Below are 15,999 nucleotides of genomic sequence, written 5' to 3'. Positions count from 1 at the left end.
GGGTGCCCGCACCTGACAGCGCGACGGCCTGGCCGGGACTACGCTGCCCCGGGTGACCGACGATCGCACCCCCGTCGACGGCCCGGACGGCGTCGACCGCCCGGGCGACGACAGCGCCGACGCCGAGGCGGCGCGTCGGCCGCGCAGCACCGATCCGCTGGAGCTGGGCTTCACCCCGCGCAAGCCGGTGCCCTGGCTCGCGCCGCTCCTGCTGATCAGCACCGGCCTGCGTACGCTGCTGGCGATGCTGTTCGGGGCGTACCTGGACAAGCGGGAGCTACAGAACGCGTTCGGCGACGGGATCTTCCGCCAGGTCGGGCCCGACGGCGGGCTGTGGCTGGACTACGTGGCCGACCTGGGCGACGGCTTCAACGCCACATACTCGGTCGCGTACCTGCTCGCCCAGCCCGAGCTGGAGGTCGACGGGCACCGGCTGCCCCGGGCGCGGACCCTGGTGATGGGCGGCGACCAGGTCTACCCGTCGGCGTCCTACGCCGCCTACGAGGACCGGTGCAAGGGGCCGTACCAGGCCGCGCTGCCGGTCACGCCGCCCGAGCGCCCCACCCTGTTCGCGGTGCCCGGCAACCACGACTGGTACGACGGGCTGACCGCCTTCCTGCGGCTGTTCGTCCGGTCCCGGGACCGGCACTTCGGCGGCTGGGGAACCGGGCAGTCCCGCTCGTACTTCGCCGTGGAACTGCCCGCCGACTGGTGGCTGCTCGGCCTCGACGACCAGTCCGGCTCGTACCTGGACGACCCGCAGCTCACCTACTTCGACGTGGTCGCCCGCAAGCTGGGGCCACAGAGTCAGGTGATCATCGCCGTGCCGGCGCCGACCTGGGTCAAGGCCGTCGACCACCCCACGGCGTACGACTCGATCGACTACTTCGTCCGTACCATCGTCTCGCCGACCGGGGCGCGGGTGCGACTGCTCGTCTCCGGCGACCTGCACCACTACGCCCGGTACGCCGGCCCGGACCGGCAACTGATCACCTGCGGCAGCGGCGGGGCCTACCTGTACCCCACCCACCACCTGCCCGAGCGGATCGAGGTGCCGCCGCGCGACACCCTGGCCCGGCGGGCCAGCCGCACCCGCGCGTACGACCTGGTGGCCCGCTACCCCGACCGGGCCCGCTCCCGGCGGTACGGCTGGGAGGTGTTCCGCCGGCTGCCGAGACGCAACCCGGGCTTCTGCACGCTGCTCGGCACCCTGCACACGCTGCTCATGCTGTCCATGGCCGGGGTGGCGGCGAACCGGGCCGGCGGCACCGAGCAGCGGCTGTTCAGCGTCCCGCTGGTGGCGATGCTGGTGGTGACGATGCTCGGGGCGGCGGTCTTCGCGAAGCCGCCCAGCGCCGGCGGGAAACGGCACGTACGACACTGGCTGCTCGGGGTGGGGCACGGGCTGGCCCATGTGGCGCTGGCCGCCGCCGGCACCTGGGCGTGGCTGTCGCTGCCCTTCTACCACTGGTCCTGGCCCCTGCCGGCCGCCGCCGCCGCGGTGGTCTACGGGCCGGTGATCGGGTTCCTGGCCGCCGAGCTGGCGGCGGCGTACCTGCTGATCGCCGGCGCGTTCGGGGTCAACCTGAACGAGCTCTTCGCCGGCCAGGGCATCGAGGACTCCAAGGCGTTCCTGCGGATGCGCATCGACCCGGACGGCACGCTGACCATCTACCCGATCTCGGTGGACCGCGTCGCCCGCGACTGGCGCATCAACCCGGACACCTCCCCCACAGCCTCCTGGCTGGCCCCCAAGACCCCCCTGACCCCCCACCTGGCCGAGCCCCCCATCACCCTCCGCCCCTAACCCCAATCCACGGGTCAGGGGGTGTAGTGCTGGTCGTGGGCCTGGCGGGGCGCGCAGACCGAGGCCCGGCTGCACGAGCAGCGGGAGCCGTCGGCCTCCAGGCGGACGGTCACCGAGTCGCGGGGAACGCTGTGGCCCACCACCCGGCCGTCGCCCTCGGGGGAGCTCACCCGGCTGCCGACGGGCGGGGCCGACTCCTGGAACCGCTGGTAGAGGGGATGCTCGTACTTCAGGCAGCACATCAGCCGGCCGCAGGCGCCGGAGATCCGCAGCGGGTTCAGCGGCAGGTCCTGGTCCTTGGCCATCCGGATGGTGACCGGCTCGAAGTCGGTGAGGAAGGTGGCGCAGCACAGGTCCCGGCCGCAGGAGCCGATGCCGCCCTGCACCCGGGCGGAGTCGCGGGCGGAGAGCTGGCGCAGCTCGACCCGGCAGTGCAGGGTCGCCCCGAGGTCACGGACCAGGGAGCGGAAGTCGACCCGGTGCGGGGCGGTGAAGTAGATCGTGGTGCGGTCGCCGTCGCCGTCGGTGCCGAGGACGTGGTCGACGGCGACCACCTTCATGGGCAGGCTGTGGTCGCGGATCAGCCGCTTCGCGGCCACCTTCGCCTCGGCCTTGCGCCGCCGCAGCAGCTCGTCGCGGCGCAGGTCGTCGTCCCCGGCGAGCCCGGCCAGCTTGGGGAAGCCGTCGGTGTCCTCGCCGACCCACTGCGCGGCCCAGACACACTCCGCGACCTCGGGACCGTCGTCGGTGGGCACCAGCACCCGGTCGCCCACCTGCGGGCGGAACTCGCCCGGGTCAAGGTAGTAGAGCCGCCCGTACCGGTTGAAGCTGACCGCGCAGAGCATGCCCATGCCCTCACCCTACGACGGAGTGGCCGCGCCACCCACCCCACCGGTCGCCATCCGGTCACCCGGCGCAGCTATCCATGGTCGTCGAATCGTCCGGCCCGGCCGACCCGTCGTCCCGATACGCCTGCCCGGACGGCTGATTCCGCTCCCAGCCGGGCGACAAACGCCGGCCCGGGGCGTTGAGTGGAGGGCAGACCTGCGGGGGGTGCAGGGGAAGGCCACGGCGTCGCCGCCGAAAGCCCGGGTCACACCGGTGCCACCGGCGCGACGCCGTGGCCACACCAGCCCCGGCGCAAGCCCGGGTGGGTCAGCGGCCGACCCGGGTGAAGGTGTCGTAGCGGGTCGGGCCGCCCGCCGGCCCACGCCAGGTCGTCTCCGCCAGGCTCGGTGACCACTGGCGCAGCAGCGTCTCCGCGCCGTCGTAGGCCACCCCCAGCACCGAGAGCACCCGGTACGCGACGTCGGCCGCCGCGAGCGGCCCCACGGCGTCGGCCTCGACCCCCGGCGCGGTGGCGGCGCGGACCCGGACCGCCTCGACGGAGCCGAGCACGTCGGCCAGGGACCGGGCCAGCGCGAGCCGGCTGCCCTCCACCCAGTCGGCGAGGGCGTCCGCGTACCCGGCCGTCGCCTCCAGCCGACCCACCAGGCTCTCCGGGCCCTCGTCGAGGTGACGCAGCAGGGTGGAGCGCGCCTGGTCGTACGCGGACGCGGCCGGCCCGAACCAGGACGCCGGGTCGGTGAGGGTGTGACAGACCTCGTCGTACCCCCGGACGAGCGCGCGCACCGCGTGGCCGGCGTCGGCCAGCGGCGCCGGATGCAGTTCGAGGAAGCCCCGCACCGCCTCACCCGGGAGCACCTGCATCCGCCGCAGCAGCGGCCAGAGCCGGTGCCCCTCGGGGGCCCCGCCCGCGAGCAGCGTGTCGACCCGGCCGAGCAGGTCGAGGCCGGGCTCGGCGAGGCGGTCCAGCGCGTCCATCAGACCTCCCGGCGCAGCCGGCGTCGGGCCGTGTCGTCGACGCCCGAGTACCGGTCGGCGGCGCCCCGGACGGCGGACGCGGCGGCGGACAACCTGCTCGCGGCGACGGTCGCCTCCCGGGCCCGGTCGCCGGTCGCCTCGGTCCACCGCTGGTGCAGCGCCCGGCCGATCTCGCCGGGTCGGCCCGGGACGTGCGTGCCGAACGCCGGGTGCGGCGGGTCGGCGGCGGTCACCGCGCGGGCCAGCACGTCGAGGGTGGCGCTGGCCTCGTCCAGCCGGGCGGCGAGGGCACGCAGCTCGTCCATCTCAGGCCCCCGTGAGCGGTCGGTACGCGGCGAACGTCTCGTTGTGCAGCTTCTCCCGGGCCCACTGGGCGGCGTCGGCGGCGGCGCTCACCGCGGCCCGTACCGAGCCGGCGACGTCCCGGGGATGGCGGCTGTGCAGCGGGCCGAGGAACCGCACATCCGTGATCCGGCCGCCGGCGGTGACCACCACCTCGACCAGCCCGTCCGGGGAACGCACGGTGACCTCCACGGTCGCTACCGCCTGGTCGAACTCGGCCTGCAACGACTCGATACGGCGGTAGCGCCGCACCGCCTCCTCGATCCAGGCCTCGTCGATCTCCCCCCGAGGCATCACGGACTCCTCCCGGCACTGCTCTCACTGAGTGTGCCGCCACCGTCACCGCGGCATACGGGACCGTACCGCACACCAATCGCGCCTGTCGATGACCTGTGCACCGGGCAGGGGTGGGAAGGGGTCAGCCCTTCCAGAGGGTCAGCATCATCGCCTCCACCGCGATCCGCGGCTTGACGTTCGACTCGATGGCGGCCCGGCACTCCAGCACGGCCTCCAGCCGGCGCAGCGACCCCTCGGCGCCCCACCGCTGCGCGCCGGCCGCGGTCAGAACGGCGGTGTCGGTGTGCACCGGGGCGACCGGCGCGTGCAGCGCCGCGGTGAGCGCGTCGCGGTAGAAGCCGGCCAGGTCGACCAGGGCCCGGTCCAGGGCGTCCCGCTGGGCCCGGGTGGCTCGCGACTTCTGCCGCTTCTCCAGTTCCTTGAGCTGACCGGCGGCCCCGCGCATCGCCCCGGCCGCGCCCCGGCCGGTGCCACCCGCGCCGAGCGCCGTCTGCAACGCGGCCCGCTCGGCGGCGTCGCTCTCCGTCACGGCCGCGCCGGCCTCCGCCTCGGCCGCCTCGATCAGCGCGGACGCCGCGTCGAAGGCGGCACCCACCCCGGTCAGCCGGCGCGGCACCGCGAGCACCGCGTCGCGGCGGGCGCGGGCCTCCCGGTCGCCGGCGAGCAGCCGGGCCCGGCCCACGTGCCCCTGCGCGGCCGCCGCCGCCCACCGCGCCACGTCCGGGGCGATGCCGTCCCGGCGGACCAGCACCTCGGCCACCGCCTCGGGCGCCGGCTGCCGCAACGGCAGGACCCGGCAGCGCGACCGGATGGTCACCGAGACGTCGTCCGGGTGGGTGGACGGGGCGCAGAGCAGGAAGACCGTGCGTGGCGGCGGCTCCTCGACGGCCTTGAGCAGCGCGTTGCCGGCCGCCTCGGTGAGCCGGTCGGCATCGGAGACGATCACCACCTGCCACCGGCCGCCGGACGGGGTGCTCGCCGCCCGGAGCACCAGGGCACGCATCTCGCCGACGCCGATGGAAAGTCCCTCGGGCGCCACCAGGCGGACGTCGGCGTGGGTGCCGGCGAGCGTGGTGTGGCAGCCCTGGCACTCCCCACAGCCGGTGCCGCGCAGGCACTGGAGGGCGGCGGCGAAGGCGCGGGCGGCCACCGAGCGCCCCGAGCCCGGCGGCCCGGTGAGGATCCACGCGTGGGTCATCCCCGATCCCTGGGCGGCCCCGCCCGCCCCCTCGGCGGCCTCGGCCTCCGCCTCGGCGGCCAGGGCGTCATCGTCGTCGGGGGCGACCGGGCCGGCGGCGGCCGCCGCGCGGCCGGCGGCGGCCCCGCGCAGCACGGCCGCGGCGGACGCGGCCGCCCGGCGCAGCGTGTCGACGACGTCGTCCTGCCCGACTATGTCGGCGAAGACGTCGGGCATCAGGTCCGGCGCTCCATCGTCACCATCTCCGTGTCGGATAACTCCGGCTGCACCGAGGTGTCCGGCCCCTGGGCGAGGCGGGGGTGCACGATGCCGGCCGGGTCGACGAGGAACTCCCCCACCCGCCGGGCCACCCGCTCGGCGGTCTCCCCGACGGGGCGGGACGCGTCGAGCACCAGGTACCGCTTCGGGTCGCTCGCCGCGAGGTCGAGGAAGGCGTACCGGACCCGCTCGTGGAACGCGACGGACTCGGCCTCCAACCGGTCGGCCCCGGCGTTGCGCGACGCGACCCGGGACAGGCCGGTCTGCGGTTCGACGTCGAGCAGCACCACCAGGTCGGGCTTGAGCCCGCCGGTGGCCCAGGAGGAGAGCCAGGAGACCTCGTCGACGGGCAGCGTCCGCCCGGCCCCCTGGTAAGCCAGAGACGAGTCGACGTACCGGTCGCTGATCACCACCGCGCCCCGGATGAGCGCCGGCCGGACCACGGTGGCCACGTGGTGCGCGCGGTCCGCGGCGTAGAGCAGCGCCTCGGCGCGCGGCGAGGGCGCCTCGACGGCGGTGTCGAGCACCAGCGAGCGGATCTGCTCGCCGATTCCGGTGGCCCCCGGCTCCCGGGTCACCACCACCTCCCGGCCCTGCCCGCGCAGCCGCTCGGCGAGCGTGGCGAGTTGGGTCGACTTGCCGGCGCCCTCGCCGCCCTCGAAGACCACGAAGAGCCCGCTGGAGACGAACTTCTCGGCCGGCATCAGCGGGCGGCCCCGGATCGACCCCCACAGGTCGGCGAGGACCGGCACGCCCTTCTTGTCGTCCATCTGGCCGAAGGCGCTGATCCCGGCGAAGATGCCGGCGGCGCCCGCGGCGAGCAGCAGCAACCGGGTGGACGAGATGGAGATGCCCAGGTCGGCGATGGTCAACTGGCGGGAGCCACCGACGCCGACCAGCAGGCTGCTCAGCGCGATGGCCAGGATCAGCACCAGCCGGGTGCCGATCTGCACCACCGCGAAGACCCGGCCGCGCACCTCGTCGGCGACCTCACCACCGAGCAGCGTGGTGCCGGCGAGGAAGGCCATCCCGGCGCCCGCGCCGACCAGGATCGCGCCGAGCACTGCCATGGACAGGTGGATGGCGAACGCGAGCACCAGCACGGACGCGCTGGCCAGCACGATGCTCATCCCGAACCAGCGCCGCCGGGACATGTCCCGGACGATCATCGGGCCGAGCCCGATGCCCACGGCCAGGCCCACGAACATCGCGCCGAAGAGCAGGTAGAAGGCGGCGTCACCGGCGCCGAGCGAGGCGGCGAAGAACTTCGCCGTGCCGATCACGATCCCACCGCCGGCGAACGCGCCGAAGATGCCGAGCACCAGGCCGCGCACCAGCGGGGTCTGCCCGATGTACCGCCAGCCCTCGATGAACTGGTGCCGCATGCCCTGCTCGGTGCGCTCCGCCTCGCTGGACTGCGTCTGACTGATCTCCTTGATCCCGAACGCGACCACCAGCGCGGTGGCCAGCCGGGAGAACGCGTTGAACCAGAGCGCGATCTGGGCCGGCTCGGACCAGGACGGGATCTCGCCGCCGGTCGCGCCCCGGATGCTGCGGTCGAGCACGGCCAGGCCGAGCGCGGCGGCGATCGGGGTGATGCCGTACGTGGTGATCAGGGTGAGCTGGTTGGCCGCCTCCAGCCGGGCGCGCGGGATGAGGTTGGGAACCGCGGCCTCCTTGGCCGGGATCCAGAGCAGGGTGATCGTTTCGATCAGGAAGGTGGCGACCGCCGCCCAGCCGACCACCAGGCCGCCGCTGGCCCCGGTGAGCGCGAACAGCGGGATGGAGGCGAAGAGCAGGAAGCGCAGCACGTCGCAGATGACCATCGTCCAGCGCCGGTCGAACCGGTCGGCGAAGACGCCGGCCACCGGGCCGAGGATCAACGCGGGCAGCAGCCGGATCGCGATCAGGGTGCCGAACGCGGCGCCCTGCGCGGTGCTGCCCGAGACCTGGGCGGCGGCGAAGACGGAGGTGGCGAGCAGTCCGAGCCAGTCACCGAAGGAGGCGGCGCCGAGCACGATCCAGAGCCGGCGGAACGGCCGGATGCGCAGCACGGAGCGGATCGCGGCGCCCCCGGACCGGTCGGCGGGCGGGGTCGTGGCGGCGGTGTCGGGCCGGTCGCCGGAGGGCGACACGCCGGACGACTCGCCGTTGTTCTGGCTTTCGATGGCCGTACCTCCACGTGCCGGCCCAACACTGGGCAGTCCCGGTGCAACACTCTAGTCCCGGCCGGGGGCACCCCGTCCGCGACATTGCCTGCTCGCCGAGCCTAGGCCGCCGGCACCACCGGCTGCAGCAGGCATACGCGAGGGTATTTCGCATTGACCGTTTGACAGTTAGCGTGCACACGTGGCCACCGAAAGCGACAAACTTCGCGAGCGCCTGAACCGGGCGACCGCCCACCTCGACCCGCCGTACGCGGTGGTCGACCTGACGGCGTTCGACGCCAATGCCACGGCGCTGGTCCCCCTCGCCGGCGGCAAGCCGATCCGGGTCGCCAGCAAGTCCGTGCGGGCCCGTGAGCTGCTCGGCCGCGTGCTGGGCCGACCCGGCTGGGCCGGAGTGCTGGCGTTCACCCTGCCCGAGGCGAGCTGGCTGGTCCGCACCGGCGTGACCGACGACGCGCTGGTGGCGTACCCCACGGCCGACCGGAGGGCGCTCGCCGAACTGGCCGGCGACGAGGAGCTGGCCCGGTCCGTCACCCTGATGATCGACGGCACCGACCAGCTCGACCTCATCGACGCGGTTCGCCCGCCGGGGCATCGACCCCCGCTGCGGGTCTGCATCGACCTGGACGCCTCCTGGCGACCCCTGCGCGGGCGGGTGCACGTCGGAGTGCGCCGCTCCCCGGTGCACAGCGCCCGGGCGGCCGGCGCGCTCGCCGCCGCCGTCGCCGCCCGGCCCGGCTTCCGGCTGGTCGGCCTGATGTCGTACGAGGCGCAGATCGCCGGGGTGGGCGACGCCCCGCCGGGGCGGGCGGCGATGGCCGCCGCGATCCGGGTGGCCCAGCGCGGGTCGTACCGGGAACTGCTGGCCCGCCGGGGCGCGGCGGTGGCCGCGGTACGCGAACACGCCGAGCTGGAATTCGTCAACGGCGGCGGCACCGGCAGCCTCGCGGCGACCAGCGCCGACCCCGCGGTCACCGAGGTCACCGCGGGATCCGGCCTGTACGGGCCGACGCTGTTCGACGCGTACCGCGCCTGGCGACCCACCCCGGCGGCGTTCTTCGCCTGCGCGGTGGTCCGCCGCCCGGCACCCGGGCTGGCCACGGTGCTCGGCGGCGGCTGGATCGCCTCCGGCCCGGCCGAAGACACCCGCCTGCCCTCCCCCTGGCTGCCGACCGGGTTGAAGCTGCTCGGTGCGGAGGGGGCCGGCGAGGTGCAGACCCCGCTGGCCGGCCGGGCGGCGGACGACCTGCGGGTCGGCGACCTGGTCTGGTTCCGGCACGCCAAGGCCGGTGAGGTCTGCGAGCACGTCAACGAGCTGCACCTGGTCGAGGGGGACCGGGTGGTGGGCAGCGTCCCCACCTACCGGGGGGAGGGCCACGCCTTCCTGTAGCCACCCGAGCGGCTCCAGGAGGTCGGGCCGCCCCCGGTGGCCGGGATCAGGAGGAGACGCTGGGGGCGGGAGCGGGAGTGGCGGCGTCGGCCGGGACGGTGACGTGCCGGTGCAGGTACTCGCGGATGAGCGCCTTGGCCTCGGCGAGCACCCGCTCGTCACCCTCGGGGTTGCGCCGGAACGCCAGCTTGATCAGGGCGTCCGAGGCCTCGACGGCGATCTCCAGGCAGAACCGCAGGCGCGGCTCGTCGATCATCCCGAACCGTTCGGTGAGCACCCGGGCCAACTGGTCGGCGATCACGCCGTTGTTGTCCCGCTGCTCGTCGAGCAGGTGCAGGTCGACCACGTCGCCGAAGTGCAGGGTGCGGAACCCCGGGACGGTGCGGTGCATCGTGATGTACTCGTCGATCCCCGCGTCGACGCCGTCCCACCAGTGGCTCAGGTCGTCCGAGGCGAACCGCTCGTCGAGGCGCTGGAGGTAGGACTCCATCGTGCGCAGCGTCAGCGCCTGCACGATGGCCCGTTTGTCCGGGAAGAACTGGTAGACCGACCCGATCGCAACCTCGGCGCGCTCGGCGAGCAGGGTCGTGGTCAGGCCCTCGTACCCCACCTCGTCGACGAGTTCGGCACAGGCGTCCAACATTCGTTGGACCCGCGCCACGCTTCGACCCTGGACCGGTACCCGGCGCAGCGGCCCGGTCGTGGCGGCTGGTGTGGACACTCGGCCACCCCCCTTCGACGGATGAACATATCTGCACGTCACGAGTGCGTGACTACCGGTACAACGAGCGGACCTCGATTGCGGTATTTACCAGGCACAACGTTCCTGATATGAAGACAGCTCATATTCACGTCGAGGAGCGCGCATGGCCAGCACCGCACCGCTCACCACCGCCGCCTGGACCAACTGGGCCGGCAACCAGCACAGCACCGCCACCGCCATCCTCCGCCCTCGCACGGTCGCCGACGTCGCCGACGCCGTCCGGGCCGCCGGGGCGGCCGGCGAACGGATCCGGGCGGTCGGCAGCGGCCATTCCTTCACCCCCGTCGCCCGCACCGACGGCCGCCGGATGGAGCTGACGGAACTGGACACCGAGGTGCGGATCGATCGAGGTCGACGCCTCGTTACCGTACCGGCCGGAATGCACCTGCACCGACTCAACGCCCTGCTCGCCGCCAACGGGCTGGCCATGCCCAACCTCGGCGACATCGACGCGCAGACCATCGCCGGGGCGATCTCCACCGGCACCCACGGCACCGGGGCCGCGTACGGCTGCCTGTCGACCTTCGTCGAGGCGCTCACCCTGGTCACCGGCACCGGCGAGGTGCTGCACTGCTCCGCCGAGCAGCACCCGGACGTGTTCGCCGCCGCCCGGGTCTCCCTCGGCGCCATCGGGGTGCTGACCGAGGTGACCCTGCGCTGCGTGGACGCCTTCGTCCTCCGCGCCCACGAGCGGCCCGCCCCGCTCGCCGAGGTGCTGTCCGACCTGCCGGCCCTGATCTCGGCCCACGACCACGTCGAGTTCTACTGGTTCCCGTACACCGACCGGGTGCAGGTCAAGGTCAACGACCGGACGCCGGCCGACGATCGGCCGCTGCCCGGCTGGCGCGGCTGGCTGGACGACGACTTCCTGGCCAACACGGTCTTCGCCGGGGCGTGTCGGCTCGGCCGGGCCGTGCCCAAACTGGTGCCGACGATCAGCGCGGTCTCCGCCCGGGCGCTCACCGAGCGCACCTACACCGGCCGCTCCGACGAGGTCTTCTGCACCCCGCGCCGGGTCCGGTTCGTGGAGATGGAGTACGGCCTGCCGCGCGCCGCCCTGCCCGAGGCGCTGGACGCGCTGCGCCGGATCGTCGACGGGCTCCCGTTCAAGGTGCTCTTCCCGGTCGAGGTCCGGTTCACCGCCCCGGACGACATCTGGCTGTCGCACGGGTACGGGCGCGAGTCGGCGTACATCGCCGTCCACCAGTACGTCGGAATGCCGTACGAGCCGTACTTCCGGGCCTTCGAGCAGGTCGCCGCCGGCCTGGGCGGCCGTCCGCACTGGGGCAAGCTGCACTGGCGCGACGCGGCGTCGCTGGCCCCGGCGTACCCGAGGTTCGCCGACTTCCAGGCCATCCGCACCCGCCTGGACCCGGCAGGCATCTTCAGAACCCCCCACCTGGACACCCTCTTCGGCGCCTGACCCCCAGATCTTGGAAGGAAGTGGCCCCCGGAAGGGCCGTTTCCTTCCAAGATCTGGGCGGGACGGCGTCAGTCGGTGGGGGCGGTGGCCTTTGTCGGGGGGGTCTTCTTCGCCGGGGTGGCCTTCTTGGCCGTCGACTTCGTCGCGGTGGACTTCGCGGCCGTGGTCTTCTTGGCGGCCGTGGTCTTCTTCGCCGTGGTCTTCTTCGCGGGGGCCTTCTTCGCCGGGGCCTTCTTCGGCGCGGGGCCCTTCGCGCGCTTCTCGGCGAGCATCTCGGAGGCTTCCTCGATGCTCAGCGCCTCCGGCGTCTGCCCGCGTCGCAGGGACGCGTTGAACTCGCCGTCCGTCACGTACGGGCCGAACCGGCCGTCCTTGATGACCATCGGCTTCTCGGTCAGCGGGTCGACGCCCATCTCCCGCAGCGGGGGCGCGGCGGCCCGGCGCTGGCGGGCCTTCGGGGCGGCCAGCAGGGCCAGCGCCTCGTCCAGCGTGACCGTGAACATCTTGTCTTCCGAGTCCAGCGAGCGGAACTCGTCACCCTGCTTGACGTACGGGCCGTAGCGGCCGTTGTTGGCGAACACCTCGACGCCGTCCGGGGCCACCCCGATCAGCCGGGGCAGGCTGAGCAGCTTCAACGCCTCGGCGAAGGTCAGCGAGTCCGGCGACTGCGAGCGCAGCAGCGACGACTTGCGCTCGCCGCTGGCCACGTACGGGCCGAACCGGCCGGACCTGAGCAGGATCGGCTCGCCGGTGCCGGGGTCGTCGCCGAGCTTGCGCTCGCCGCCCCCGCCCAGGAACAGCTCGTGCACCTTCTCCGGGGTCAGCTCGTCCGGGGCCAGCCCCTCGGGGATCGGCGCCCGGTCGCCCTGGCCGCCGCCCTCCTCGCCCTCCGCCTGCGCCGCCGGCTCGCCGCCGGGCAGCTCCCGCTGGAGGTACGGACCGTAGCGCCCGACCCGGACGACGACCTCGCGTCCCTCCTCGTCGGCGAACAGCGGGATCGAGTTGACGCTGCGTGCGTCGATCTCGCTGAGGTTCTCGGTGACCAGCTTCTTCAGGCCGCCGGAGCGGGCGATGGTCTGGTCGCCGGCGCCGTTGGCGCTGCCGAAGTAGAACGCGGTGAGGAAGTCGACCGCAGCGTGGTCGCCGCTGGCGATCTCGTCCAGCTCGTTCTCCATGCTGGCGGTGAAGTCGTAGTCGACCAGCCGGGGGTAGTGGCGCTCCAGCAGGCCGATCACCGCGAACGCCACGAAGGTCGGGATGAGCGCCTGGCCGCGCTTGGTCACGTACCCGCGGTCCTGGATCGTCTGCATGATCGACGAGTACGTCGACGGGCGGCCGATGCCCAGCTCTTCCATTGCCTTGACCAGCGACGCCTCGGTGTAGCGCGACGGCGGCTGGGTGTGGTGCCCCTGTGCGGCCAACTCGTCGGCGGTCAGCGGCTGGTCCTTGACCAGGTTCGGCAGCCGGCGCTCGGCGTCCTCGGCCTCGGCGGTCTCGTCGTCGGACGACTCGACGTACGCCCGCAGGAAACCCGGGTCGGTGATGGTCTTGCCGGTCGCGCCGAAGTCGGCCTCCTCCTGCGCGGAGGACACCGCCCGGATGCGCACCGAGACGCTGGAGCCGATTGCGTCGGTCATCTGCGAGGCGATGGTGCGCCGCCAGATCAGCTCGTAGAGCTTGAACTCCTCGCCCGACAGCTCCTTGGCCACCTCGCCCGGGGTGCGGAAGTTGTCCCCCGCCGGGCGGATCGCCTCGTGCGCCTCCTGGGCGTTCTTCACCTTGCCGGTGTAGCGACGCGGCTCCGGCGGCACGCTGCGCTCGCCGTACAGCTCGACGATCTGCCGGCGGGCCGCCGTGATGGCGGTCTCCGACAGGTTCACCGAGTCGGTACGCATGTAGGTGATGTAGCCGTTCTCGTAGAGCCGCTGCGCGGTGCGCATCGTCTGCTGGGACGAGAGCCGCAGCTTGCGGGCCGCCTCCTGCTGGAGGGTCGAGGTGATGAACGGCGCGTACGGGCGGCGGCGGTAGGGCTTCTCCTCGACCCGGGTGACCTTGAACGGCTGCCCCTGAAGTCGGGCGGCGAGCCCGCGTGCGCCGCCGGCGTCGAGGTGCACCACGCCCGCCCCGGGCTTCACCCGGCCGGTGGTCGGCTCGAAGTCCTTGCCGGTCGCGATCCGGTCGCCGTTCAGCGCCACCAGGGTGGCGTTGAAGGTGCGCGGCCCCTCGCCCGGCTTCGCCACGGCCAGGGTGGCCAGGATGTCCCAGTACTCGGCGGTGCGGAACGCCATCCGCTGCCGCTCCCGCTCGACCACGATCCGGGTCGCCACGGACTGCACCCGGCCCGCCGAGAGCTTCGGCATGACCTTCTTCCACAGCACCGGCGAGACCTCGTAGCCGTACAGCCGGTCGAGGATGCGCCGGGCCTCCTGGGCGTCGACCAGGTCCCGGTCGATCTCGCGCGGGTTGGCCACCGCGGCCTGGATCGCCGGCTTGGTGATCTCGTGGAACACCATCCGCTTGACCGGCACCTTGGGCTTGAGGGTCTCCACCAGGTGCCAGGCGATCGCCTCGCCCTCGCGGTCCTCGTCCGTCGCCAGGAAGATCTCGTCGACTTCCTTGGCCAGCTTCACCAGCTTGCTGATCTGCTGCTTGCGGTCGGGCGAGACCACGTAGAGGGCGTGGAAGCCGTTGTCGACGTCGACGCCGAGGCGGGCCCACGACTCACCCTTGTACTTGGCCGGCACGTCGGCGGCGTTGCGGGGCAGGTCGCGGACGTGACCGAAGCTGGCCTCCACGAAGTACCCCGGGCCGAGGTAGCCCGAGATCGTCTTGGCCTTCGCCGGTGATTCGACGATGACAAGACGGGTGGTCCTGGCGTTGCTCGGCACGTCTCCTGCGACCTCACTCCTGCTCGTGGCCGGCCGGGTCCGAGGCGCGGACCACCCTCGGTCCGCCGGAACCGCCGGCGGTCCGGATGTCCAACGTAACGCGCCGCCCACGTCTCGGGTTTCGCGGGCGGCCAACCCGCCCCCCGCATCCCGGGCGCCGTTGACGGTCTTGCCGGACGGCGCCACCGTACACCGTGTGTAGGGTGCCGAGCGGGCCACTGTGACGATGCCGCCCCCTCGGCCGATGACTTACCAGCCCGTTCGCGCGGCAAACCGACGGCCGAGCTGTCCCCGATCGGACATCTGGCCACACCTCGCGTACCCACCCTGACGCCGATCAGGGGCCTGTGGTGGCGGTTGAGGCCGGTCCGCCGCTTTTACGGGGCACCATGGCACCGGGGGTTGGGGTCAGGCCTGGTGGGGCCAGGCGAGGGGCGGGGCGGTGGGCGGGGGGTCGCCGATGAGGTCGGCCAGGCGGGCCAGGCGGCGACGGCCGGTGATTCGGTACGCCGGCCCGCCCGCCTCCGCGTCCAGTAGCGCCGCCGGCAGGCCGACGGCGGCCAGGGCGGCGCCGACCGGCTCCCGGCATGCCTCGTCGTCCACGCCGAGGCGGAGCAGGAATCCGGGCGGGTCGGACTTCCCGGCGGCGGCCACCCAGAGCCGCAGCCGCCGGCCGTTGAGGTGGAACCCGGCGGGTGGTCGCTTGACCGGGACGCCGGCGGTCGGGGCGGCCGGGGCGGGGCCGCCGGCGGCGAGGGCAGGGGCGGGGCCCGGCGGGTCGCGGAACCAGGCGAGGGTCAGCGGGGCCAGCGTGCTGGCGTACGAGGTGCGGACCAGGTGCCGCTGGTCAGCGGTCGCCTCCCAGGTCGCGGCGAGCCCACGCCGGGCCAGCTCGGCGACGAGCACGTGCACCCGCCAGGCGGCGTCCACCACGATCGACAGCCGCGCGGTGCCACCCATCCGTACCATCTCCCCCGGGCCGGCGAGCAGGCCGGCCAGATCGGCGACGGACGGGTCCGCCGCCTCGGCGCCGAACAGCGAGAGCTGCCGAGCCGGGTCGGGTGGCCGGTCGGGGGACGTCAGCGGCACTCCGGGACCTCGTCGAAGGCCTTCTTGAGTTCCTCGGAGCTGAGCCGGCTGGTGTCCAGGGCGCTGGCGTCGTACTCCTTGTTGAGCGTGTCCACGGCAGCGCGCACGCCGTCGTAGAAGGCGGTCGGCTCGCCGGTGCCCAGGCCGCCGATGGTGGTCCGGGCCCGGCCGTACGCGTCGCGCACCTTGCCCAGCGACGCCTGGAAGCCCTGCGAGATCTCCTCGCCGTGGTCGGCCTCCGGGACGCCGGCCTCGTCGACCTTGCGGCGGGCCGTCTCGCTGGCCTGCTCCGCGCCGCCGAAGAGCCGCACCAGGTTCTCCTTCGCCTGCCCAGGGGTGGTCTTCGCGGTCATCTGCTGCTGGGTGCTGCTGGTCAGCTTGTTGATCTCGGCACGCCACGGGGTGAGCGCCTCGCACACCGACGCCGCCCAGGCCCGAGGGCTGGGGCCTCCACCGCAGGCGGCCAGCGTCAGGACGAACGTGGCGAGGACCACCGTGAGCTTTCCGGCGGTCGCCGCCCGGCACGTGCGCATGCGAAGCAGCGTACGGCCT

At 73.6% G+C, this 15,999-nt stretch carries 13 protein-coding genes; 3 read left to right on the top strand and 10 right to left on the bottom strand.

Annotated features, from left to right (window positions below; translation table 11 throughout):
• Positions 1-52 precede the first annotated feature (52 nt).
• Entirely contained in the window at positions 53-1,807 is a 1,755-nt protein-coding gene (locus GVV04_RS17715; protein ID WP_328822431.1) for a metallophosphoesterase family protein, read from the top strand.
• Between the two features lie 14 nt (positions 1,808-1,821).
• On the opposite strand, the gene GVV04_RS17710 is transcribed toward GVV04_RS17715, so the two are convergent.
• The 6 genes from GVV04_RS17710 to tmk all read right to left on the bottom strand — a co-directional run bounded on the left by GVV04_RS17710 (position 1,822) and on the right by tmk (position 7,780).
• Entirely contained in the window at positions 1,822-2,658 is an 837-nt protein-coding gene (locus GVV04_RS17710) for a PSP1 domain-containing protein (RefSeq protein ID WP_161689115.1), read from the bottom strand.
• A gap of 304 nt (positions 2,659-2,962) precedes the next feature.
• Positions 2,963-3,631 carry a hypothetical protein gene (locus GVV04_RS17705; protein ID WP_161689114.1) on the bottom strand — a complete coding sequence of 223 codons (669 nt, stop codon included), beginning with the start codon at positions 3,629-3,631 and terminating at the stop codon, positions 2,963-2,965.
• Positions 3,631-3,936 (bottom strand): type VII secretion target, encoded by a 306-nt coding sequence (locus GVV04_RS17700; RefSeq protein ID WP_161689113.1) that lies wholly within the window; start codon positions 3,934-3,936, stop codon positions 3,631-3,633. Before GVV04_RS17700 ends, GVV04_RS17705 begins: the two co-directional genes overlap by 1 nt.
• A gap of 1 nt (position 3,937) precedes the next feature.
• A complete protein-coding gene (locus GVV04_RS17695) occupies positions 3,938-4,267 on the bottom strand; it encodes a YbaB/EbfC family nucleoid-associated protein (RefSeq protein ID WP_161689112.1) in 330 nt (109 codons plus the stop codon).
• A gap of 124 nt (positions 4,268-4,391) precedes the next feature.
• A complete protein-coding gene (locus GVV04_RS17690; RefSeq protein WP_161689111.1) occupies positions 4,392-5,684 on the bottom strand; it encodes a DNA polymerase III subunit delta' in 1,293 nt (430 codons plus the stop codon).
• Positions 5,684-7,780, bottom strand: a complete 2,097-nt coding sequence (gene tmk, locus GVV04_RS17685; RefSeq protein ID WP_161689444.1) for a dTMP kinase — start codon at positions 7,778-7,780, stop codon at positions 5,684-5,686. The genes GVV04_RS17690 and tmk overlap by 1 nt, the downstream gene beginning before the upstream one ends.
• A 295-nt stretch (positions 7,781-8,075) precedes the next feature.
• Between tmk and GVV04_RS17680 the strand changes: the two genes are divergently transcribed.
• Positions 8,076-9,284 carry an amino acid deaminase/aldolase gene (locus GVV04_RS17680; protein ID WP_161689110.1) on the top strand — a complete coding sequence of 403 codons (1,209 nt, stop codon included), beginning with the start codon at positions 8,076-8,078 and terminating at the stop codon, positions 9,282-9,284.
• A gap of 46 nt (positions 9,285-9,330) precedes the next feature.
• Here GVV04_RS17680 and GVV04_RS17675 read toward each other — a convergent pair whose 3' ends face one another.
• Positions 9,331-9,927 carry a TetR family transcriptional regulator gene (locus tag GVV04_RS17675; protein WP_161689109.1) on the bottom strand — a complete coding sequence of 199 codons (597 nt, stop codon included), beginning with the start codon at positions 9,925-9,927 and terminating at the stop codon, positions 9,331-9,333.
• Between the two features lie 223 nt (positions 9,928-10,150).
• On the opposite strand from GVV04_RS17675, the gene GVV04_RS17670 reads away from it, so the two are divergent.
• The gene (locus tag GVV04_RS17670) at positions 10,151-11,470 is read left to right on the top strand and encodes a D-arabinono-1,4-lactone oxidase (RefSeq protein WP_161689108.1); all 1,320 of its coding nucleotides are present in this window, start codon (positions 10,151-10,153) and stop codon (positions 11,468-11,470) included.
• A 68-nt stretch (positions 11,471-11,538) separates the two neighbouring features.
• Here GVV04_RS17670 and topA read toward each other — a convergent pair whose 3' ends face one another.
• The 3 genes from topA to GVV04_RS17655 all read right to left on the bottom strand — a co-directional run bounded on the left by topA (position 11,539) and on the right by GVV04_RS17655 (position 15,980).
• Complete coding sequence (topA, locus tag GVV04_RS17665; RefSeq protein WP_161689107.1) at positions 11,539-14,358, bottom strand: type I DNA topoisomerase; 2,820 nt, start codon at positions 14,356-14,358, stop codon at positions 11,539-11,541.
• Positions 14,359-14,766: 408 nt separating this feature from the next.
• Complete coding sequence (locus GVV04_RS17660) at positions 14,767-15,447, bottom strand: hypothetical protein (RefSeq protein WP_161689106.1); 681 nt, start codon at positions 15,445-15,447, stop codon at positions 14,767-14,769.
• Positions 15,438-15,980, bottom strand: coding sequence for a hypothetical protein (locus GVV04_RS17655; protein WP_161689105.1), 543 nt, complete (start codon positions 15,978-15,980; stop codon positions 15,438-15,440). Before GVV04_RS17655 ends, GVV04_RS17660 begins: the two co-directional genes overlap by 10 nt.
• Between the last annotated feature and the right edge of the window lie 19 nt (positions 15,981-15,999).

This window comes from Micromonospora rubida (genome assembly GCF_009908295.1).
Lineage (GTDB): Bacteria > Actinomycetota > Actinomycetes > Mycobacteriales > Micromonosporaceae > Micromonospora > Micromonospora rubida.
The sequence above is the reverse complement of the archived record's forward strand: the minus strand, read 5'-3'. Positions and strand labels throughout refer to the sequence as shown.